Below are 24,802 nucleotides of genomic sequence, written 5' to 3'. Positions count from 1 at the left end.
GGAATTATTATCACTAAGTTGAATGTAAATCAAACTTATTCGAAATAGGAACAAAAAAAACCGTCCTAAATAATTTTAGGACGCTTAGGTAATATTTTAGGGTTTCAATTTATAATTTTGCTAAGGTTTTATCAGCTTTTAAAGTGATATTACGTTCCGCTACAAACATACCATCTTCCGTTTTTAACTTAAGAATTCGACTTGTATCTCCTTTTTTAGCCATGCGCTTTCTGCATGTTTTTGTAAGTAGTGGGTCTTCATCAAATAAAAATGAGTCTACTTGATACTCTTGTTTTGATGGCTCTTTAACTAACGGAAATATTTGTTGCATTTGATTATATCTTCTATCTCCTCCAGGAACAAACGTATATAATGTGTATCTGCCATCTGAATCTGTTTTAACCCAACTTCTATGGAAAACATAACGTGCATCACCTGTATTTCTCAAATCAAAATCACCATCTTCGTCTGGTTGTTCAATAAATAAGATAACATCTTTTGCAGGTGTTACACCATCACTTTGATATATAATCCCGGTTAACTTTAGTTTACTTGTTTTAGATCTAAAATCGGGAATCGTATCTGTGTTACTCATTTGATTTATAGCACGATCATATATAGGGCTATTCAATTTTAATTCTTGTGCTGCAACAATATGAAATGCGCTATTGAAGCATATAATACAGAATAAAGCAATTAGGTTTTTCATGAGGATAAGCTTTTGGGTTTCACCAAAATTGATGCTTTTATCTCGTAATCATCTAAAAATCATACCAATGCTTGATTTTTACGATAAACTGAAAAAATGAGCGAAATTTACCGATGAAATACTACTTATTAATTGCAAAGTAAGAACACAAAACAGTCATTTTTCGTTGATAATTTTAATTCTTAAATCAATCAAATAATTCCCTTGAAAAAAATCAAAAATAAAAAGCAATATGACTTAACCTAATGGTTAGATTTAGGAGTTTTCTCACTAAAAATGAATTGTTTTCTAATCTTGAATTATATCTCTATTTTCATATTTAAATTATCAGTTTTTATCAAAATTCATTCATTCTATGTCGAAAATTGAAACAAAAAACCACAAAGTATTTCATCGATAAAATACGCATTTAATCAAGCAAAGACGCAGTTTAACCTTAAAATATGTATTTCGTAAGCGAAAATGTTTTGCGAAAATTGCCGTGTTATAGTTGTTTTATTTAATAAATTGTATAGATTTGTGGCACTAAGATTAACTAAAAAGCGTGAATATGAATACCAAATCTACTTTATTTTGTGCTCTATTTTTTCTAATGATCAGTATGAGTTTTGCTCAGAAGAAAGACGAGTCTCAAAGCATCATTAGTGGTAAAGTAAATATCTCAAAATACCACAGTCGAGAAGATCTGAAAAAGATGAAAAAAGGTGACTTGCTAGTTCTTTATATAGAACGAATAGAAGTTATTGTAAATATTCTTCCAAATATAGCATTTGCTACGAAACCTGGTGTAACCATGGAGAACCTAGGAATCCCAGATACAAAAGATAATAGAAAAGCCTTAGAAGATAATATTGATGCTTCTACGTCTTATTTTGATAGTACCATTGAGTTCCAAAAAAAGATATTGCCCTATTCTGATACCACAGATTTAATTGCAGCTATTCTTTTTTATGAATCAACGTTAAAAGCATTACATACCTATGAAGATTATAAAAAGGATTAGTTAGTTTTTTAATTATTATGTGTTTAAAAAAGCCTTGACCCGTAAAGTGTCAAGGTTTTTTATTTGGCCTTTTTTTACACTATCTTAATAATTGTAAATATACCCGACAAACAGTCGGTATTTGTAGTATTAACAATACATTTTAGTTAAATGTGTGTATTTTGTCGATATAATTTGTGTTTCATAGATAAAATTTATATGTTTGGACTTAATTGATTAAACCCCTTACAATACAAAATTTACCTACTATGAAAAAAATTACTTTTACTACACTTTTCTTTCTTTTAGTGTTTGGTAATTTATTTGCCCAACAAGAAAAGGGAATTACTGGCTATAACAATTGGCTAGATTCATGGACAGACTTTCAACCTAACAAAGCGAACTATGAAGAACCTACTCAGATATTGTCTGGAAACATTACTGAGAACACCACATTAACCAAAAGAAACACTTATTTATTATTAGGTGACGTTTTTGTTACAGATAGTACAACTTTAACTATAGAGCCTGGTACAGTTATACTTGGTGATTATAAAACAAAAGGCGCTTTAGTTATTGCTAACGGCTCTAAAATTATAGCAGAAGGTAAACCAACGGATCCAATTATTTTCACTTCTAACAGAACAGATAAAAAGCCTGGAGATTGGGGTGGGATATTTATATTAGGTGATGCACCTATTAATACATTTGGAAGCGTAGCATCTCTTAATTATGGTCTAAACCCTTCATCTACAGAAAGTATTAGTTATGGTGGTGACAATTCTGACAGTAACTCTGGTATATTAAATTATATTAGAATTGAATACGCTGGTAAAAAGACCAAAGCATTTGGAAATTTTAGTGGACTTACCCTTGCAGGTGTTGGACTAAAAACTGCAATAAGCAACATTATGGTTAGTTACTGTGAAGGAAGCTCTTTTAATGTTTTAGGCGGAGAAGTTGACTTAACTAAAACAGTTTCTTATAGATCTAATAAAAACGATTATAATTTTAACTACGGAACACAATGTAATATTAAAAATGCATTGGCTGTAAGGTCGCCTTATATTTCAAGTGCGGATGGCTCGCGCTGTATGTATGTAAGTTCTTATGATTTAAAAGAGAACGCTGATTCTTCTCAAAAGGAAACTTTTGTAAAAGCAGAAAACCTAACGCTAGTTAATGTTAGTAATGATTTAAAATATGATATTAAAATAGGTTTGGTGCAAGAAGCTATTTTTATTGGGCCAGATGCATCGTTTAACATTCATAAAAGTGTGATCTCTGGGTTTAAGCCTGCTGTAATTTTAGATGATAAAATTGAAATTAACAGTGAAAATTTAGATAAGATTAAAATTACCCGTTCTTACTTTAATAACTGTAAAGGAAATATTTTCAAAAAAGGAAATACTAACAATGATGATTTAGAGAGTTGGTATGGTAGTAGAGCTTTTGACAATGTGTACTCTAAAGGTCCAGATGATGAAACTTTTATTGATTCTGAAAATAGTAGAAATCCAGATTTTAGATTACGAATTAATAAAATTATAGCATCAAATGATTTATTTGATGATGACGAAGAGGATGAATAACATAATTCACTACTAATTATTGTAAACAATAAATTTTAACTCATAACATGTTTAGATGAAAATTTAAACATGTTATGACACTGATAAACCCCCAAACAGCTTATAGATTAAAAAACTACAACTCCTAACCAATGCTTAAACCTACTTACCTAACCCCGTTTTTATATGGAATTTGCCTATGTCTCGTTTTTGTGTCTACACGAGCTAATGCGCAAATAGTAATTGGTACGCCAAATTTAGGATTTAGTCAAGCTTGTGCAAGTGCGTCTTTTAATACCTATTATACTACTTTTATTTTTTCACCAGAATCTGTGTTAAATGCCTCTAATCAATTTTCTATTGAGATGTCTGATGCTGATGGTGATTTTACAAATTCAACAATTATACACACAACAGAAGCGGGTTCTGTAACTACTTCTCCTGCGACCTTGTCGTTTTCTCTTCCAGAAACAACGGCTGGTGAAAATTATCGTATCCGTATTAAAAGTAGTGCTCCAGTGGCAACTAGCTCTAGATCGGTTCCATTTGCTGCTTATTATAAAATTCAAGACTCTCCATTTACCATTAACAACTTAGTCTCTACTGGTGCTTATTGTGCAGGAGGTAGTTATTTACTATCTATAGATAATCCTGGTGATGAAAATAATGATTCTCCACTACTATATCCAAGTCTTACATTTAAATGGTATAAGGAAACAGGACCAACAACTTTTGTTTTTGTCGCTGACGGACCAACATTATCAGTTGATACCGAAGGGACATATTTTGTGAGAACAAATTACGGAAGCTGTACTTCTGATTCTTTTTCTAATCGTGTAACTATTAGTGAAGCAGTATCAGGTGAAGCAAATGCTACTATAGCGTCAAGTTTAGGAAATCCATATTGTCCGGGAGAAGGTTTCACTAATTTAAGTACCATAAGTGGTGTTTCATACCAATGGTATAAGGATGGAAATATAATAGTAGATGCTACGAGTCAAATGTATCAAACTAATGAATCTGGTACCTTTTCGGTACAAGTAGATTTAGGAGACTGTTCTGCTTCTGGTTCAATTGATTTAATAAGCGAATTATTTGATAGCTCAATCAATGTTCCAGAATTTAATGAAATGTCATCAGAAGATTCTTTAATGGTTACTATTACCACTACTGCTATAACGCCTGAGTTTACATGGTACTTAAATGATAATTTAATTCCTAGCGCAACAGGAGCGTCATTTGAAGCTACTAATTTTGGTGATTATAGAGTCGTTATTACGCAATCTACAGGCTGTACAACTTCAATTGAATATTTATTTTCTATTGAAGAGGAGCTTGATCTTTTTCCTGAAGTCGAAGACATTCCAAATCTTATCAGCCCAAATGGAGATAGTATTAATGATACCTGGATCATACCTGCAATTTATGTTAGCGGTACAGATACGGAAGTCATTATTATGTCTAATCAAGGTAAAGTTGTTTTAAGAACAAATGACTATCAAAACAATTGGCCAGAAAACGATTTAAAATTAACCAGTATCAACCAAGTGTATTATTACATTATTACAACATCTGATAATAAAACAAAAAAAGGTTCAATAACCGTAGTGAAATAATATGAAAGCCTATTTCTTACTTCTTATATTATGTATATGTTCTATACAGACTTTCTACGCTCAAGAAGATGACGGAGTGGTTTCATTTGCCATACCAACACGAAACTCATTAACCTTTAATCGTTATACTATAAACCCAACATTTAGCTTTGTTAGAGAACAAACTAAATATATCAGCATTTACAATAAAAGAGAATGGGTTCAATTTGAAAACGCACCACTCACCTATTTAGCTAGTTATTCTGGTCGTTTTGGAGAAAATATTGGAGCTGGTTTAGGTTTGTTTCAACAAAATTATGGAGTATTAACCACCTTTGGTGGTATTTTGAATTTTGCATATAATGCACAATTAGGTTACGATAGCAACTTAACTTTTGGACTTAACATCGGAGCCTATAAAAGTGGAGTTAACACAGCAAACGTAATCACTAATTTTGATGATCCATCGTTACAAAACGTACCAGAAAACTTTCTATTAACAGTTAACCCAGGAATTAATTATGGAACTGAATTTTTAGATTTTGGTTTAGCGATTAACAACTTAGCTTTATATAATTTCCAGACCTCAGCACTTATAGAAGATAATCCACAGCAAAGTATTCAAGCACATGTCATGTATACTGGTTATATGGATAGTAGAGGCTTTTTTGATGAAAGTAAGTTTACAGGTTTATTACGATCAGATTTTCAAAAAGAAGAAACTATAATTTCTGCAGTTGCGATGGTAACAGTTCCTAAAGGGATTTGGGCACAAGCTGGATATAATACACTTTATGGAGCTTCTGGTGGACTTGGTCTTAATATTACAACACAAATAGCGATAGAATATAATTTTGAAACGGCATTTGGAGATTTAAGTAATTATGGACCTTCGCACGAAATCACATTAGCTTACCGATTTAAAAACAACAATTATTACGATTACAGTCGAGAGGATGAAGTAAGTAGTATTTTATCTTCAGGTGGAACTAAGAAACGTCGTGTAGTTAAAAAGACCAAGCCAAGCATAGCTAGTACTAAAAAGACTACTGATGCTAAAGCAAAAGCCGAGGCAGATGCGCAAGCAAAATTGGCTGCAGAGAAAAAAGCGCAAGCTAAGATTGAAGCAGACAAACAAGCAGAAATATTAGCAGCACAGAATGAAGCTGAAGCTGAAGCAAAATTAATAGAAGAACAAAAAGCTAAAGAATTAGCTGAAGCAAAGGCTAAATCTGATAAAATTGAAGCAGACAAAAAAGCGGCAGAAAGAGCAGAAACTAGAGCACGATTACAGGCAGAACAAAAAGCTAAAGAAGAAGCTGATGCACAAGCTGCACTATTAGCAGAACAAAAGGCTAAAGAAGAAGCTGAAGCACAAGCTGCACTATTAGCAAAGCAAAAAGCTAAAGAAGAAGCTGATGCACAAGCTGGATTATTAGCAGAACAGAAAGCTAAAGAAGAAGCTGATGCACAAGCTGCATTATTAGCAGAGCAAAAAGCTAAAGAAGAAGTTGATGCACAAGCTGCATTATTAGCAGAGCAAGAAGCTGAGGAAGATGCTATTTCTAATCCAACAGATGCGCTTGCTAAATCAATGCAAACTTTAGCAAAATCCACTGAAGACTCTAAGGCAATTCAAACTGATTTATTACAACAATTTAACGATATCATTGCGATCAAAGACCAAGATCTTAAAGACTTAAAAGAAGAAAATGATTTAAGCGATCAGGGAATTACAGTACAACCAAAACCGTTTAAAAGTGTAACTGCAGAAAACAATGCGCTTAGAGCAATTAAAACAGATTTAGATAATGTTATAGAATCTCGTAGCGAAAAAATAGATGAATTAACTAAACTATATGAAGAACGTGTTGCTAATGGTTCATTTGCCCTAGATGAAGTTACCTTATTCTATAAAAAGGAAATTAAAAGATTACAGTCAGAGCAGTTAAAAGCGAATGAAGTCAACACACAATTAGAAACAAAATTAGAGGCTATTAAAGTAGCTACTGAATTTGAAAAAAGAAGACGAATCAAGCGCGCTGCTTTTAATAGTGAGGATGATAGATATACTCAAGATAGAGCTAAGTTGAAAAACATAAGAGAAACAACACCATTAGCTGAAACTCCTTTAAAAGCTGAAGATTTTGATTTTGGAGAATCACAAGGAAATAATATCAAGATATTAAAGAATATAAAACATATTGAAAGTGGTTACTACCTTATAATAGCAGTTCATAGTGATACGAAAAGTAGAGATGAATTTATAACCAAAGTTATTGCTTCTGGAAAAACCAATGTTGATTTCTTCCATGATGTTAACACTAGTAAATATTACATATACTATGATAAAGTTAACGATATAGGAAGTGCCAATAAAGCTTTAGAAGCTAAAGGAAATAGACCATATAATGGAAAAATGTCAATAGTTAAAATAGAAAATTAATAATAGTTAAGCCAACTATCACTTACGTCTTTGCCCCAAGAAATAAAGTGATTAATTAAAATAAGTTATCATGAAAAAACCTACTTTTTCTAGAATAGTCGTAATTGTTTTGTTTCTAATATTGGGACAGTACATATCTGCACAAAACCTCGTGCCATTTTCTCCACGGTACGATCAAGCCATAAAAGGAGATATACTTTTAATAGGAAATAGTAATGTGGGATTACATGTTTCTAATCCTTACAATGGAAACTCTACAAACGACGGCGTAAATGCTGCGGTATATGTAGATATCGATGGTGATGCTAGTACATTTAACTCTAGTAGTGCCGATTTAGATGTGCCAGGCGATGATAGCTGTTATGTTATTGTTTATGCGGGTTTATATTGGAGTGCGGTTGTTGATGGAGATGAACCAAAGTCCGATATTAAGTTTAAAGTCCCTGGAGGGTCTTATGAAGACATTACCGGAACTGAAATTTACTATCAAAACGCTTCTAATAATAACCGATCTAACACTTATGCATATTACCATGATGTAACGGACATGCTTACAGCTTTACCAGATCCTGAAGGGACATATGCTGTTGCTAATATTTCAACTTTAGTCGGTCCGAAACCAAATTCTGAAGGTCTATCTGCAGGGTGGTCTTTATTCGTGGTTTATGAAGATCCGCTTCTACCTAGTAAGTATATTACGTCTTTTGATGGTTTTACTAAAATTACAAGTTCTATCAATGAAACCTTTCCTGTAAGTGGTTTTACAACCATACCAACCGGTCCTGTTCGTGCAAAGTTCGCATTTAGTACTATTGAAGGTGATAGAAGTTATACTGGTGATTACTTAAAACTTAACGGAACTACTATCAGTGCTACTAACAGTGCAGGTACAACAATTCGACCTGGGAATAACTTTTTTAATAGTTCTGTATCCGATATTAACCCACTTACAAATACTTCCGAATTATTTACCACAAGAACGCCAAATAGTTCTAACACCTTAGGATTTGATGCTGGTATTATAAATATCCCCAATCCAGGAAACTCTCTAATTGCCAACAATGCAACCACAGCAAACATTAGTTTAGGTAGTAATTTAGACATCTACTATTATTATTTTAGTGCCTTTGCGATTGAGATCATTGCTCCTAATATCGTATTAACAAAAATTGTTGAAGACGACTTAGGAAATGATATTGGTGGACAATTAGTAGGTTTAGGATCCTCTTTAAATTATGTTATTGGGTTTCAGAATACGGGTAATGATGATGCTACAAACTTTTCAATAAGAGATATTCTACCTGTAAACATTATTTATAACCATCCAACAGATTTAATTCTACCAGCTGGTGTTACAGTTCAAAGCTATAATGCGGCAACAAGAGAACTTATTTTAGATATCGATAATTCACTTGTTGAGGAGAATGATCCTGTTTATGAAATAAGAATTGAAGTACAAGTTGTAGATGACTGTGGACAATTAGAAGATGCTTGTTCAAATATTGTTAATAATCAAGCTTATGCCACGTATCAAGGAACTATAAACCCTGATTTCACCATTACAGATGATCCAAGTTTAAGTAGCAATACAGGGTGTTTAATTTCACCTCAGGCTACTAACTTTTTAGCGGATCTTAACTGTACTTTTGAGTATGATGAAATTCTTTGTGGAGATAGTGTAGAGTTAACAGCAGCTAATGGCTACGATTCTTATGCATGGTCTACAAGTCCTACAGGAGTTCCTGTGATAGGAAATTCGCAGTCTATCACTGTTACAGAAACGGGTACTTATTATTCTTATAATACTGCAGTGGCTCCATGTCAATCTATTGTTCAGCAATTTAATGTACAGCTTTTTGGTTCTAATACAACCAACCCTGTAATTCCTTATGCCGATGAAGTTGTGACTTGTCCTAATGATGGAAAATTATTACCTAATATCTTTTTATGTGGTGCTGATGATATAAGAATCATTCAAACAAACGTTTCCGATTCTACCTCGATTATTTGGGAAGTGCTTGATGAAACGAGTTGTGATGCCGTTTCAAATTCAGATTGTGCTAATGAAAATACATCTTGTACATGGAATGCAGTTCCTAGTGAATCTGGATTTTTAGTTGATACAGCCGGACAATATAGAATTACAATAAATTATCCTGGTGGATGTAATGTTCAGTTTTATTTCAATGTGTATCAGAATGAATTAAACCCAACAGTTAATTCAACAGACATTATATGTGAAACTAACGGAAGTATTACGGTAAATAATGTGCCTTCTGGATATGAATACAGTATAGATGGAACCAATTTCCAAAGCAGTAATGTATTCTCAATTGATACGGCAGGAACATATACAGTTTATGTAAGACAAATAGACTTAACAACAAACCCTTGTGTGTTTACTGTTCCTAGTGTGCAAATTAGAGATAGAGAATTTACTGGTTCTACAACTATTACCCAACCTCTTTGTTATGGAGATAAAGGAAGTATACATTTATCCGCTAATGATGCTGATCCGCAATATGTATTTACCCTTTCTCAAGGTGCAACTGTAGTAAATACTGTTGGTCCTATTATTGATAATAATTATACATTCCAAAATTTAAATCCTGGAACGTATACAGCGACTATTGAATCTGAGAATGGCTGTATATTTACTGAAGATATTACCATTATTGAACCACCTATATTAACAGCAACTATAGCTTTAACAAGTCCTTTAAATTGTTCTGACGGTGAGATTACAGTGTATCCTGTAGGTGGAACACCTCCTTATTATTACTTTGTAAATGGTGCTACAGATTTTCAATCTACACCTCAAATTGTAGTGAGTTCAACAGGTGTTTATAATGTAGTCGTTACAGATTCTAATAACTGTAGTACAGATGTTACTATAAATGTTGATGCTATTTCCGGACCAGATTTTAATGTGAATACAACTGATATAGCGTGTGCTGGTTCTGATGGCACTGGTGCATTAACAATCAATGTTAGCAATGCTAATGGTAGTAGTATTAATTATAGTATTGATGGCGGAGTTACATTTGTGAATTCAAATGTATTTACAGGATTATCTATCGGAGATTACGAAGTCGTAGTAGAATACACTTCTGGTACCGATGTTTGTGAATCAAGTCCACAAACAGTTTCAATTGGTTCAGCAGCAGCAATTACTGGTACAGTTGAATTAGCTGCACCTTACACCTGTCTTTCAACCGGTGCAATTACGGTTACAGCAGTTACAGGCGGACAAGCACCATACACCTATAGTATTGATGGTGTAACATTTCAAAATAATGCTAATTTCAGTAATTTATCAGCAGGAACATATACCGTTATTGTAATGGATGTAACGGGTTGTGCATCTGCAATGGCTGATATTACAATTAACGAATTAAACCCACCAACCGATTTAACGTTTAGTAACTCCCCAGTAGCTTGTCCTTCTAATACAGCTACCATTTCTATTACAGGAACAACTGGCGGTGTCGGCATATTAGAATATCAAATTACAGCACCTGCTTCTGCAGTAACTGCTTATCAAACATCTACTGATTTTTCAGGTTTAGAACCTGGAACTTATACTTTTCAAGTAAAAGATGAAAACGATTGTGTATATAGTGAATCACATACTATTGTTCCTACTCCATCTCCAACATTATCTGTGGTGTTAACAAAGGATTTAGATTGTGCTGCATCACCAGATGCGGTACTTACAGGAACTGTTACTGGTGCCGCACCTTATACCTATTCAGTATCTATAGATGGAGCAGCTTATACCGATTTAGGTACAACAGGAACACCGTTTACTTATAGTGCAGCAACTGCCGGAACGTACCAACTTCAAATTACAGATGCAAATGGTTGTTCAGCTGAATCTTCAGTAATTACTGTAACTCCAATATCATTACCTGCTTTAAGTTTGGTTGTACAAACACAAGAGATTTTATGTAATGGAGATACCAATGGAGCTATTGATGTTACTATTGATACGTCTGTAGGAACACCTCCTTTTGTAATTAATGTAACTGATAGTACAGGAAACGATTACGGTACACAAACATCTAGTTTACCTGCAGGGATATATACCGTTACTGTTACAGATGCAAAATTGTGTACAGCAACTGAAACTGTAACTATAGACCAACCAGATCCTATAGTTGTCGATTATAATGCTATTGATATCACTTGTGGTGCAGGCGGAGTTTCTCAAGGATCAGTAATTGTAAACTCTGTAACAGGTGGAACACCTCCTTATAACTATTTTGTTACAGGTACCAATGGGTATTCTAATTCTGAATTTAATAATATGGGCTCAACATCTGTTAGTTTTGATGTGGTTGATTTTGGACTTTACCAAATTAATGTGGTTGATGCTAATGGTTGTTCTATTTTAGTTCAAGATGTATTAGTAGCATCACCTCCAACAGATTTAGATATTGATATTTTACCATCATTCGATTGTGCTACAGGTGGTGAAGCAGAAGTAAGTATTGGCTCTACTCTAACTAGTGCCGGACCATTTTTCTTCAGTATTTATGAAGGAACTGGTACTGTATATCCGGCTGGAACGTGGTTAAGTGAAGATGCTCCTGGTAGTGAATCTGCAACATTTACAAATTTAATACCTGGTGTAGTATATACATTTATTGTCTATGATGCCTCTACATTCTGTAGTTATTATGAGCCAGCAACAATTCCAATTCCTACTAACTCAAAATTAACTGCAACAGCGGTTAGTTCTAACAATATTACCTGTACAGGAAGTGCAGATGGTAATGTTTCATTTACCGTAAACAGTTCTTACGCAAGTCCTGTTTCTATCACCTATGAAATCTTTAATACTTTAAGTTTAACATCAACAGGAATTAGTGGTTCTGCTGCTTTACCTGCTAATGGTTCTTTAAATATATTAGAATTTGGCCCACTTCCATTTGGTAATTACTTTGTTTCAATTCGTGAAACATCAGGACCTAATGCAGGTTGTGGTATTGTAACAGTTCCATTTAATATTACGGAATCTGCATTTCTATTAGAATTAGCAGCTTCAGTGGATCAGAATGCAAATTGTGAACCTAATTCTGGTGTGATTAGCGCTATTGCTTCAAACGGAACACCTCCTTATCAATATCAAATCACAACAACTGCTACTACCCCACTTGTTACAGATGCAGCTTGGAATAGTTCAAGTACATTTAATAACGCTGCCGGAAGCTATTATGTTCATGTGAAGGATGCTTATAACTGTATTGTTACAAGTCCTGTTTTAGTGATAGACACAGATCCTACTCCTGCTATTTCTGCAAGTTTAAATAATCAATGTACAGTAGCGGAAGGTGCTTATGAAATCGATGTAACATTAGATACTGTTGGTGTACCACCTTACAGTATTAGTATTAATGGCGGAGCGTTTCAAACACAAACATTTCCATTCACACTTTCAAATTTATATTCAGGTACACACACTATAAGAATTAATGATGTCAATGGTTGTGGTAACACCGTTTCAGTAGATGTTGTTGCACCAATAGCTATCATACCAGAGGTAACAGCTTTACCAACTTGTAATGATGATGATGGTGAAATTACAATGACTACTATTGGAGGATCTGGATCTTATACGTATAGTATTTTACCTAATCCTGCTTCGATTAGTTTTGCAGGAGATGTGTTTTCGGGAGTACCTTCAGGAATGTATACTATTACAATTACAGACACAGTAACGTCTTGTACTGAAGAGGTGTCTGTTTCTGTTGCAGAAGCGATACTTCCTATAGTAACATTAACTCCAACGGACATTACATGTTTTGGAGATAATTCAGGATCATTCGAAATTAACATCGCAAATTATACCGGAACTTATACCTATGAAGTCTTTGATAGCTTAGGTACATCAGTAACAGGAATTATAAATGCAAACACCTCTACTAATCCAGTTATAGTAACAGGTATGAGTGCAGGAACATTTACAGTAGAGATTACTGAAACAGATATTCCTCTATGTTCTGCAACAGCAAGTGTAACTATTGCATCTCCAACTAATGGTATCTCATTAAATATTTCAGAAACTTCAAATGTAACTTGTAATGATAATGAAGGAACAATAACTGCAATCGCAACTGGTGGTTGGGGAGATTTGGAATATGAATTAACAGGCGCTGCGACAGTGGCTTATTCTAGCAATGGTTCATTTACAGGTTTATCTGCCGGAACTTATACCGTAAACGCTAGAGATGCAAGTGGTTGTATTGTTTCTGAAACAATTACATTAGAAACCCCAGATCCAATCGCAGCAACATTTACTCCAAACACTACAGTTTTATCTTGTTTTGGAGATCAAGATGCGAGCATAACGATTACCAATGTAACTGGTGGACAAGGCGCAAATTATACGTATACCTTAAACACTGTTTTACCAACACCGAGTGTTTCTGGTCCACAAACGTCTAATATATTTGAAAACTTAGGTCCTGGAACTTACTTTGTAAGAATTACAGATGGTTTCCATTGTGAATTTTCATCTGCAAATATCGTTATTACTGAGCCTACACCAGTTGAAGCTAGTTTAGTAAGAACAACAACACAAACTTGTTTAACAGAATCGACATTAACATTAAGTGCAACTGGAGGAACAGGATTATATTCATATAGTGAGAATGCTTCGTTTGCACCTATTATAGGAACATTTACAACATCTACAACATTCTCGGTTCCCGATGGTACGTACTCGTATTTTGTAAGAGATGCTAACGGTTGTGTTACTAACGTGTCTAATGAAATTACAGTTGATCCTTTACCAGATTTAGAGGTGACTTTAGAAGCATCCAATTTAGTTATTAATTGTTTTGGTGATAATAACGGTTCTATTTTAGCGTCAGCAACAGGTGGCTTAGGAAACTACACCTATACTTTACAAGATAATTTAGGTAACACTGTTACGGCTCCGCAAACAAGTCCTGGCTTTTTTACAGAACTTTTTGCTGGTGATTATGTTGTTCTTGTTGAAAGCGGTGATTGTGATGTGACGTCTACTCCAATAAGTATTACAGAGCCTGCGACACCAATTGAAGCGACTCTAGTTGTAAATAATGTAAGCTGTGCGGGTAATAATAATGGTTCGGTTGAAGTAACTGCATCAGGTGGTACCGGAGTTATTAAGTATGCTATCTCACCACAGTCAAACCAATTTTTTGAAACTAATACTTTTGAGAATTTAGCACCTGGGGATTATGATATCATTGTAATGGATGAGTCAGGGTGTTACTTAAGATTTGATGTTACCATCACAGAGCCTGAGCAAGTTGTATTGAGTATAGTTCCAGGTTCATTCTTCCCAGAAGTATGTTCAGGAAATTTAGATGGAGAATTTAGTATTGCTATCTCAGGAGGAACACTTCCTTATAGCGTGAGTTTAGATGATTATGATGGTGTTTATACAACAGGAAGTGCTGCACAAAATGAATTTGATTTCACAAATTTAGAAGGTGGTGATCATATTGTATTTGTTAGAGATGCTGCAGGCTGTGAGTCTGAATGGAATATTACATTCCCAGAATCTGTTACCATTTTACCAGAAATAATAATCGAAAGTATTTGTGAAAACAATATACAAGGTAATCGTGTAACAGTAACAGTGGATGCCTCTATTGAAGATCTTACGCAACTAGATTATTCATTAAACGGAGGTCCTTACCAATCGAGTAATACATTTATAAATGTACCAGTAGGAATCGATCATTTTATAGATGTTAGACATACAAATGGATGTATTCAGACAACTGAATTCTTCGATATTGAAATGGCAGATCCCGTAACCTTAACTCTTACTGAGGGAGGACTAAATGAATATATCATTAATGCCGCTGGAGGTGCTGGTGATTATCAATTCACTATTAACGATGAGGATTATGGAAATGAAAATTCATTCTTCATTTTTGAATCAGGCTTATATACTATTAGAGTAATGGATAGTAGTGGTTGTTATGCCTCTTTACAAATAGAATTAGAGTTTCAAGAAATCTGTATTCCTAATTGGTTTACTCCTAATGGAGATGGTGAATTTGATACTTGGGCACCAGGTTGTACTGAGAATTATCCAAATCTAACCTTCGATATTTTTGACCGCTATGGTCGTAAAGTAGCAACATACCATGTTGGTGAGGTTTGGGATGGAAAATATAAAGGTCGAGAATTACCTTCTGGTGATTATTGGTTTGTAGTTCAAACTAATGACGCCACACACGATAAAGAATTTGTTGGACATTTTACATTATATAGATAAAAGACATAAAATTAGAAAGATAACATTATGAAAAAATTCGCACTATATATTCTTTTTTTGGTCTTCGCAAACGGTTATGGCCAAGAATTAAATCTACCAGTATTTACACAGTATTTGGCAGATAACGATTTTGTAATTTCTCCTACTTATGCCGGAATTGGAGATAATCTAAAAATTAGAGCAAATGGATTAACGCAATGGGTTGGTATTAAAAATGCACCAGATAATCAATCTGTTTATGCTGATTTTAGAATCTCTAATCGAACAGGAGTTGGTATCTCAGCTTACAACGATAAGAATGGAAATACGCGTCAGAAAGGAGTTAAGTTTTCTTTTGCGCACCATTTGACATTAGACTATAAGACGAAACAATTTTTATCCTTTGGATTATCTTATAACATCAACAATTTTAGAATAGATATAGAAAATTTCAACACCACTTATGAAATACCTATTGTTGATCCGGCTGTTACAGACGATCGAGGCGTATCTAATAACAATTTTGATGCTGGCTTATTATACCGATGGAAAGCATTTTACTTAAGTTTTAATGCCAATAACATTATAAAAAAAGATACCGATGGATTTCTTGGATTAGAACCAAGTAGATTACTAAATTACCAATTATACTCTGGTGTCGTTATTAAAAGTCCAAACAATAAAGATGTAGAATTTGAACCTTCTGTTTTTTATCAAATGTTTGATAGCGATAGACGATCTAGTACTGATATCAATTTTAAATATAGAAAGTTCAATAGAAAAGGAGATTATTATTTTGTTGGAGGGTCATATCGCTTCCTTAACGATCAATTCTTTAAGCCTTTAAATGTAGGTCCAATGGCTGGTATTACATTTAATCAATTCTTTTTTGCGTATTCATATCAGTTAACGTTAAATGATTTGTCTGGTTTTAATTCAGGAACACATATGGTAACTATTGGTTTAGATTTTCTACAAGGTGCTAGTAATTGTGCATGTACAAAAGGAACGAGTCAGAGTTATTACAGGTAGATTCAATTTCTTTTATATAAACTGATTACCAATTATTTTTTATAAAACACCTGTTTTCAAATTTATGCCTAATAAGTATAACCACCTCATTATGTTGTAATTATGCTTTAACCGATTAACTAACACATACATCGGAATTATTCATTTTTAAGATTATTAATTAGTACGTTTATTACGCTATTAATCATATTATCTTAACAATGAAAAATTATTCCCACAAGGAAACGTTTGGATCTGTGCTTTTTTTCATCAGGTCCAAATCGTTTAAGATTAGATCTGTTATAGTAATTTTTGGATCTTTATTATTATTTGGTGCCTTTCCTTACTTCAGCGGACAAGGTCCTGGTTTAACATTACAAGACCACGGAACTATTGGGCCATACGCAAATTTAGCGTTTCCTGACGAAGCTAATATTGATTTAAGCATATCCCATAGAATTGCTTACCCTAACTTAATATTTAACTCTCCTATTGTTTTTAAAACCGTACCCAACCAAAATCGAATTATTTTGGCGCAGCTAGATGGTGAAATTTATTGGTTTGATGACGATGAAGCAACCTTAACCAAAAACCTCTTGGTGGATTTAAAAAGTGATGTGGGAATCGTTCATGATGGTGGATTTCTCGGATTAGCTTTACATCCTGATTTTAATGCAGCTATAAATCCTAAAAACTATATCTACGTTTATTATACGTCTAAAAATAGTGCTGGTCAAAATAGTCCACCAGTGGGGTCTCACACAGGTCAAAGTTGTACGTGGAGTGAAGATAGAAATGAATACCAAGGGAACTCATTAATATTAGAACGTTTTGAAGTTAACCCTACAGATTTATCTTTTATTACAGGCTCTAGACTCAATCTTTTTGATATCAGAATGTATGGAACAACGCACTATGGTGGTGGTATGGACTTTGGTGATGACGGTTTTTTATATTTAACTATAGGAGATCAAGCGTCTTGGAGACGAGCTCAAGACATAACTGATAACCTTAATGGCGGAGCTTTACGATTAGATGTAGATAAAGATCCTACTAAAAGCCATGCTCCAATTCGAAAAAAACAAGATGTGGGCTATGCTGGGGAATCCTCAGGGATTAATTATTGGATTCCAAACGACAATCCATTTTTGAGTCCAGATGGCTCTCGCTATGAAGAATACTATAGTATAGGATTAAGAAATCCCTTTAGAATGACGAAAGACCGTGTTACTGGAGAATTTTATATTGGTGATGTTGGATTGAGCTCACATGAAGAGGTTAACGTACTTAAAAAAGGTGCCAATTATGGATGGCCAATATATGAAGGTTTCGGGTTTCGTAATACCAATTGTGCTACGATGTTAGATGGCATGCCACACGAAAAACCTTTAACTGAGTTTTCTAGAAATGATGCCAGGGCTTTAGCCGGTGGATTTGTGTATAGAGGAACCGCTATTCCTGATATATATGGAAAATACGTCTGTGCAGATTATACTAGAAATGGAATTTTTACTGTAAATACGATTTCTGGAGATTACGAACAGGTATCAATTTTACAAAATGTGATTTCATTTGGTGAAGATAATGATGGTGAATTGTATTTACTTCGACATGGTAATAATAGAAATATTCATAAATTAATAGAAGGTATCGATAATGGTTATGTGCCAATGCCACAATTGCTTTCTAATACGGGAGTGTTTTCTAACTTATCTACTTTAGAAGTTATAGATGGGATTGTACCTTATGAGTTGTATGAATCATTTTGGTCTGATGGTGCTTTAAAAAGACGTTGGATTGCTGTACCTAATAATGATGGAGTACATAGTGGCCCTGACGAACAAATAAAATATTCTGAATATAGTGATTGGGAATTCCCACCAGGAACAGTGATTATTAAACAATTCGATTTACAGGTAGATGACAATGACCCGTCAATTACTAAAAAAATTGAAACCAGATTTTCTATTGTCGATAAAGATGGGGGTTGGTATTTTTTAACTTATAATTGGAATGATGCACAAACAGATGCTGTATTACAAACCACAAGTCTAAATGAGCCTGTTACTATATCTACAGATAATTTAGGAGGAACGAGAACGCAAATGTGGCATTTCCCTTCAAATACAGAGTGTAGAGCCTGTCATAATGAGGTAAATAAAGGTAATCTAGGGCTAAAAACTAGGTATTTAAATACAGACTATACCTATGAGGAAACAGGACTAGAAAGAAACCAATTGGTAACTTTAAGCCATTTAGGTGTTATTGACCAGTCCATTACTGACACGGATACAGAACATATAATAACAAATAAATCAATTGACGATCCGGTAGCTTCGTTAGAAGAAAGAGCAAGATCATATTTAGACTTAAATTGTGCTTATTGTCATAGACTAGATAACCCGATAAGAACTAGTTTCGATTTACGTTATTATAATAGTCTTGAAGCTACAGGAATATTATCAACAGGTATCTTAACTCCATTAGAGGTTGATCCTGATGAAAAAATAATTTACCCAGGTGATGCTTCAAAATCGGTATTATATCATAAAATTAATAGTGTAGACCAATCGATTATGATGCCTCCATTGGCAAAGTTCGAGATCGATGAACCAGGTGTAGATTTAATTGAAGCATGGATAAATCAATTAGATACCGATATAACAGATATTACCAATAACCCGAATCCTATGAGTAACTTGGCCCTTTTGCCATCAGCGATAGTATCTGGATCTGTTGGTCCTAACGCAGATGCAGGCAGAGGTACACCAAACGACATCCTGTACGATCCAATGATTAAAGCTTACAAAACATATTCGCAATATGCAGAGTATGGATGGCCATATCAGTTTAATGCTGGTACTGTTGATGAAGCGAATGGATTCTTTTTAAATGTTGAATGGCCAAATCCAAAATTTGTGAATTATATAACCATTGGAGGTTCTTACAGTAGTCAACCACAAACAAATACAATGTGGCGTGTTAGTTACTTAAGAGAAGGGAATTGGATAACTTTAGACCAAGGTAAAGGAGGTTGGATAAAATCTGGAATTTATAAATGGGGAGGTCCTACTCAAACACCTATTTTTGCAGAAGCTATTAAAGTCGTTCTTTATAGCGATGGAATTAATGATCTATATAGTAGCCATCTAAGAGGAAGGGGCGGAAATTCAGGTGTAGGAGATAACAACCCTTCAAACCCTTATTACAATGATGTTAATACACAGACGAAGGCATCATTGTTTCAGTTTATACCTTATCAGACTAAAACGATTATAGAAAGCGTAGTTGCAGGAATTCAACAAACTACATGTGATGTATCTAATAATACCTACTCACAAGACTTAATTGTAACTTATACCAACCCTCCTACTACAGGATTTTTAGAAGTAAACGGTCAAAGTTTTCCTATTACAACAAGCCCACAAACTATTACTTTAACCGGACTAATAGCTGATGGTGAAGATGTAGAAATTAAAGCAGATTTTACGGATGGTTATCAAAGTGTTTATTCAAGCGGTGGAACAGTATTTACAGCGCCCGAAAATTGTGTAGACTTAATCATTGGTATTGACGAAACTGTAATTATCGATGCAGATTATACGGTCTCTGCTGTTGGTAAAATAGACATATCTGAAGGCGGTAGTTTAACTATAACTGGCAATTTAACTATAAATGGAGACGTCATTTTAAACTCTATCTCTAACAAGTTTTCAAGTTTAATTGTTGAAGGTACAAGTATAGGTAATATTACTTATAAGCGGCACGTAAATGCAAACAACAGCACTACAGGTAACGACTTAATAGCGACGCCTGTTAGCGGACAAACCTTTGGTGATTTTGCAATAGACAACAATCCAAATTTATTTGAAAATCCAAATGATAACTCTCAGAAATTGTTTGGCCCTTTTGATGAAACTTCTGGGACATATATCATATACGCAACGGACACAAATGTAGCTACTAATTTAGACTTAGGTATCGGTTATAGAGCAGCAAGAGAAAGTTTAGAAGATGCGTTATATGGCACTACCCTAACCTTTTATGGAGGTGTAGAAACTAATGCCGTAATTAGAAATATTACAACATCGGGATCTTCATTTAATGGATGGAATTTAATCGGTAATCCCTATACTTCTTATATCGATTTTGATACGTTCTTTAACCATAACAAAAGCCAATTAAATGGTGGCACATACCAAGCTATTTATGGTTATGATGGAAACGCATCAAATGGTTGGACCGTTTTAAACAATTTAACGACACAACAATTAATTGCACCGGGTCAAGGGTTCTTCGTAAAGAGTAAATCTGGCGGCGGCTCTATCGAATTTACGCCAGAAATGCGTGTCGGTGGTTCTAGTGATGACTTTATATTGGGCAGAGGAGTTTCTTCTGCGCATGTCGGTTATTTAAAACTAAAATCTAGTGCTACAGATTCAGAATACTTTACTGATATTTATTTTAACACCAATGCGAGCTCAGGTTTAGATCCTGGTTATGATGCCGCGTTGTATAACAGCAACATCTCCGAATTTTCAATCTATACGCATTTGGTAGAAGACAATACAGGTGTGCCATTTATGATTCAAGCTCTTGGTGACACTGCAATAAATAATAGCATTATAGCATTAGGTGTTCACGCCAATCAGGGTGAAGAAATAACAATTTCTGTTTTTGAAACGGATATTCCAGAAGCCACTAATGTTTATTTAGAGGATACTTCTAACAATACATTTACGCTGCTTAACGCTGGTAACTACACATTTACAGCAACGGATGACATATCTGGTACGGGCCGTTTTTATCTTAGGTTCGAAACAGACGTGTTAAGTATAAATAACTCGATGCTGCTTGAGGCTTTAAAAATTTCAACAAATCAAGCGCAACGAACCATTGAAGTTACAGGACAATTAGAGGAACAGACATCATTTATACTTTATGATATTCATGGACGAATTATGTTAACCAATGCTCTCGATATAAGGTCTACACACCAATCAATAGCTGTAAGTCATCTTAGCGCAGGTGTCTATATTGTAGCTTTAGAAACGGTTTCAGGAGATATACGCATACAGAAACTAATAATTAGATAACCCCCATTTTCAATCTAAATTTAAAAACACAAAATCTCATATTGATTTTGCGTTTTTTTTGTTCAAAATGTTTTTGAATTATAAATCTAAAGATGCGTGAATGCCTATTTTAAAGATTAAAAGCAAATGGTTATTCTAGTCTAAGAGGGATTACGTCAATGAATAATCCATTTAAGCTAAATCTATAATAGAACAATAGATACCTTGTAATAAACTTTTAAAAACTATAAAATGGAAATATTATTTGAATATCATGATGTTGCAACAAGCGATCGATTAGAAGCACATGCAAAGGAAAAATTAGAAACATTAGTAACACGATACGATTTTGTGATTAGAGCTGATGTCTTTTTTAAGACAGAAAACACCACTAATGACAACACAGGAAAAATATGTGGCATACGATTAAGTGCACCAGGACCTCGGTTATTCTCAGAATCCTCATTTGACAATTTTTATGATGCCGTATCTAAAACAGTTAATGAATTATCGAAGCAATTGGAAAAGCGCAAAGATAAAATGAAAACATACTAAATAATGGGAGATATAATGGGAGTAATTAGCAGAGACAAAAATCAAATCAACTGTATATATGCCAATGAATCAGATTTTGGAAAACAGCTTGAGGGCTATTTAAAAGCCTCAGGAAAAGACATTTTAATGATTAATATTAATGAAACAATGCCAACTCCAACCCAATGGCAAGAGTTGGCAACTGATCTCAATATTGGAATTGATAATTTTCTGGATTTTTCAAAAATTAAAGACATAGACAACAACTCTAAGTTTGATGCCAATGATTATGTTACGATTTTAGAAAATAACCCTAAAGCATTTCAAGGAGCAATTATTATAAATGGTGAAAAAACGGCACATATTACAGCAGTAACTGAAGTCCTTAAGTATTTTGAAGCAGATAGTGCAAATATTAAACACACAGCACATAACAATGCTATGGATAGTAATAAAACGAACGACAAGGATAACTTTGTATAAAATAGTTATACTTTTATTCCCTAATGAATAGAAGCACACATTTAAGATATAAAGGCTACACAGAAACCCCTGCTCTCTTTAAGGATCTTGGCTTATCTGGTATCGATCAAGTTGAACTCAGTTCAGTATCTGATTTGATAAATGATGATTTTCAGTTTAAAAATCAGCGCTTAGGTAAGCTTGTAGAGGAGTTTGTTTTTTATCAATTACAACAACAAACTACAGTGAGATGGATTGTAGAAAATTTACAGATCCAAAAGGAACGAAAAACCATAGGAGAATTGGATGCGCTTTATTTTGAAGAGAATAAACCCATCCATCTCGAAGTGGTTTACAAATTCTATTTGTACGACACCTTAAATCAGTATCAAGAGCCACTCGCCTACTGGATTGGCCCTAACCGAAAAGATTCGCTGTGTTATAAATTAGAAAAGCTGAGGTCTAAACAATTCCCACTTCTTTTTAACGATGTAACCAGTATTCAACTTAAGGACTTTAATATTAATACCGCAGATGTGTCTCAAAAACTATGTTTTAAAGCACAATTGTTTTTACCTTATAAGAATTCTGATATAGCTATAGAACCGCTTAACAAAGCTTGTGTTAGCGGTTTCTATATCTCATTTTCAGAAATTTCAACTTTTAATACCTTACAATTTTATATACCTCAAAAATTAGATTGGTTGGTCGGTTGCCATAATGATGTCCCTTGGCAAGATTATGAAACTGCTAAAATTAAAATTCAAGAGGACGTTGAAGCTAAACGTTCCCCATTGGTTTGGTTAAAATATAATGAGACCAAACTTGTAAAATGCTTTATAACTTTTTGGTAATTATGAAAGCGCATAGCTACTATAAAATATACAAACCTTACGGATATTTAAGTCAATTTGTAAATCATCAGACTAAGCGGAAATCTAAAAAACTTTTAGGAGAATTATTCGACCTCTCAAATGATGTTATGGCTGTTGGCAGGCTAGATGAAAAATCTGAAGGTTTACTATTACTAACTACAGATGGTAAGTTTAGCAATTATATAACGAGTTCGGCTATTGAGAAAGAATACCACGTTATGGTTGATGGTATAATTACTCCAGAACTAATTTCAGAATTAAGAAAAGGTGTTGAAATTTCTGTTGAAGGAAAAGCGTATAAAACAAAACCATGTAAGGCTGAAATTCTAACCGATACATCACATATTATAGAACGTTTTGTACGTGATGAACGTCATGGAATAACATCATGGTTATCCATGACAATTACCGAAGGTAAATTTAGACAAATCCGAAAAATGACAGCGAAAGTAGGTTTGCCAACATTGCGTTTAGTGCGCGTTAGGATTGGAGATTATAAATTAGGAGTAATGAAACCTGCAGAGATTTTACCAATTAATTATTAGAAGCTTCTGCTGTTTCTTGAGCTGTTGTTTTCTCTGTAATAGTCACCTTTTCATTCTGGAAAATAATAGTTGCTTTTACACCCGTAAGAAGGTTCCATTCTTTTGAAGAAATCATATTACCTTTATCATCATATACAACAAATTCAGCCGTATTTGGACCAGATTCACCTTGATTTAAAGCCACAATATCGACGGTGTTTTTACCATCTACTAAATTTACTTCTACCCTTCTATAACTACCGGTCAGTAATAAATTACTTTTTACAACAGCACCATTTAATAAAATCTGAACGCGGTCACCATCAGGGTATTGATGATCTCTACAAACTATATTTACGAATTTAGTATCTACGCGATGTTCCCCAAGAAATTGATCTGACATTGTTCTTATAATACCACCTTTAACGGCTTCTTTTGTCCAACGCTTTTCATAAATTTCACTCGGGCTTTTTAAACCATCATCATCATCAGTCATTGAAAATGGTTTTTCGGTTTCTCTAATTACAAATTTTTCTTCACCTTCCTTAGAGCTGCCACTAGACTTTTCATTTTCCTTATTTAGAATTGGTGCTATCTTAACTTTTACTAAAGCAGAATCGGTTTTCTTCTTAGATACTTCTGCAGGAATACGAATGGATTTCTTCTCTTTATCCTTAATAACTTGGGCAAAAACCGTCGTGCTGCAGAAAATGCAGAAGATAAATGCTATGATATTAATGGTTTTCACTATTATATTT

At 34.0% G+C, this 24,802-nt stretch carries 13 protein-coding genes; 11 read left to right on the top strand and 2 right to left on the bottom strand.

Features of this window, described 5'->3' with window-relative positions; genetic code table 11:
• Positions 1 to 109 precede the first annotated feature (109 nt).
• On the bottom strand, positions 110 to 709 hold the full coding sequence (locus tag HM984_RS00265) for a peptidase associated/transthyretin-like domain-containing protein (protein ID WP_115808914.1): 600 nt from the start codon (positions 707 to 709) through the stop codon (positions 110 to 112).
• A 550-nt stretch (positions 710 to 1,259) separates the two neighbouring features.
• Between HM984_RS00265 and HM984_RS00260 the strand changes: the two genes are divergently transcribed.
• The 11 genes from HM984_RS00260 (at position 1,260) to HM984_RS00210 (ending at position 24,065) form a co-directional block, all read left to right on the top strand.
• Positions 1,260 to 1,712, top strand: a complete 453-nt coding sequence (locus tag HM984_RS00260; protein WP_115808915.1) for a hypothetical protein — start codon at positions 1,260 to 1,262, stop codon at positions 1,710 to 1,712.
• A gap of 248 nt (positions 1,713 to 1,960) precedes the next feature.
• Positions 1,961 to 3,283 (top strand): beta-helix domain-containing protein, encoded by a 1,323-nt coding sequence (locus HM984_RS00255; RefSeq protein ID WP_115808916.1) that lies wholly within the window; start codon positions 1,961 to 1,963, stop codon positions 3,281 to 3,283.
• Between the two features lie 131 nt (positions 3,284 to 3,414).
• Positions 3,415 to 4,878, top strand: coding sequence for a T9SS type B sorting domain-containing protein (locus HM984_RS00250; RefSeq protein WP_179347650.1), 1,464 nt, complete (start codon positions 3,415 to 3,417; stop codon positions 4,876 to 4,878).
• A 1-nt stretch (position 4,879) separates the two neighbouring features.
• The gene (locus tag HM984_RS00245; protein ID WP_179347649.1) at positions 4,880 to 7,303 is read left to right on the top strand and encodes a PorP/SprF family type IX secretion system membrane protein; all 2,424 of its coding nucleotides are present in this window, start codon (positions 4,880 to 4,882) and stop codon (positions 7,301 to 7,303) included.
• 70 nt (positions 7,304 to 7,373) lie between these two features.
• The gene (locus HM984_RS00240) at positions 7,374 to 15,584 is read left to right on the top strand and encodes a T9SS type B sorting domain-containing protein (protein WP_179347648.1); all 8,211 of its coding nucleotides are present in this window, start codon (positions 7,374 to 7,376) and stop codon (positions 15,582 to 15,584) included.
• A gap of 27 nt (positions 15,585 to 15,611) precedes the next feature.
• Positions 15,612 to 16,595, top strand: a complete 984-nt coding sequence (locus HM984_RS00235; RefSeq protein WP_115808920.1) for a PorP/SprF family type IX secretion system membrane protein — start codon at positions 15,612 to 15,614, stop codon at positions 16,593 to 16,595.
• Positions 16,596 to 16,795: 200 nt separating this feature from the next.
• Positions 16,796 to 21,670, top strand: a complete 4,875-nt coding sequence (locus HM984_RS00230; protein ID WP_179347647.1) for a PQQ-dependent sugar dehydrogenase — start codon at positions 16,796 to 16,798, stop codon at positions 21,668 to 21,670.
• A gap of 231 nt (positions 21,671 to 21,901) precedes the next feature.
• Positions 21,902 to 22,204: a ribosome hibernation-promoting factor, HPF/YfiA family gene (hpf, locus tag HM984_RS00225; protein ID WP_179347646.1), complete on the top strand. Its 303-nt coding sequence runs from the start codon at positions 21,902 to 21,904 to the stop codon at positions 22,202 to 22,204.
• A 3-nt stretch (positions 22,205 to 22,207) separates the two neighbouring features.
• Entirely contained in the window at positions 22,208 to 22,666 is a 459-nt protein-coding gene (locus tag HM984_RS00220; RefSeq protein ID WP_115808923.1) for an arsenate reductase family protein, read from the top strand.
• Positions 22,667 to 22,689: 23 nt separating this feature from the next.
• Positions 22,690 to 23,499 (top strand): DUF1853 family protein, encoded by an 810-nt coding sequence (locus HM984_RS00215; protein ID WP_179347645.1) that lies wholly within the window; start codon positions 22,690 to 22,692, stop codon positions 23,497 to 23,499.
• The gene (locus HM984_RS00210) at positions 23,478 to 24,065 is read left to right on the top strand and encodes a pseudouridine synthase (RefSeq protein ID WP_257018426.1); all 588 of its coding nucleotides are present in this window, start codon (positions 23,478 to 23,480) and stop codon (positions 24,063 to 24,065) included. Before HM984_RS00215 ends, HM984_RS00210 begins: the two co-directional genes overlap by 22 nt.
• On the opposite strand, the gene HM984_RS00205 is transcribed toward HM984_RS00210, so the two are convergent.
• Positions 24,055 to 24,792: a hypothetical protein gene (locus tag HM984_RS00205; protein ID WP_179347644.1), complete on the bottom strand. Its 738-nt coding sequence runs from the start codon at positions 24,790 to 24,792 to the stop codon at positions 24,055 to 24,057. The genes HM984_RS00210 and HM984_RS00205 overlap by 11 nt on opposite strands.
• Between the last annotated feature and the right edge of the window lie 10 nt (positions 24,793 to 24,802).

The organism is Winogradskyella pacifica (assembly GCF_013403915.1).
GTDB lineage: Bacteria > Bacteroidota > Bacteroidia > Flavobacteriales > Flavobacteriaceae > Winogradskyella > Winogradskyella pacifica.
This window is presented reverse-complemented; position numbering and strand designations above follow the sequence as displayed.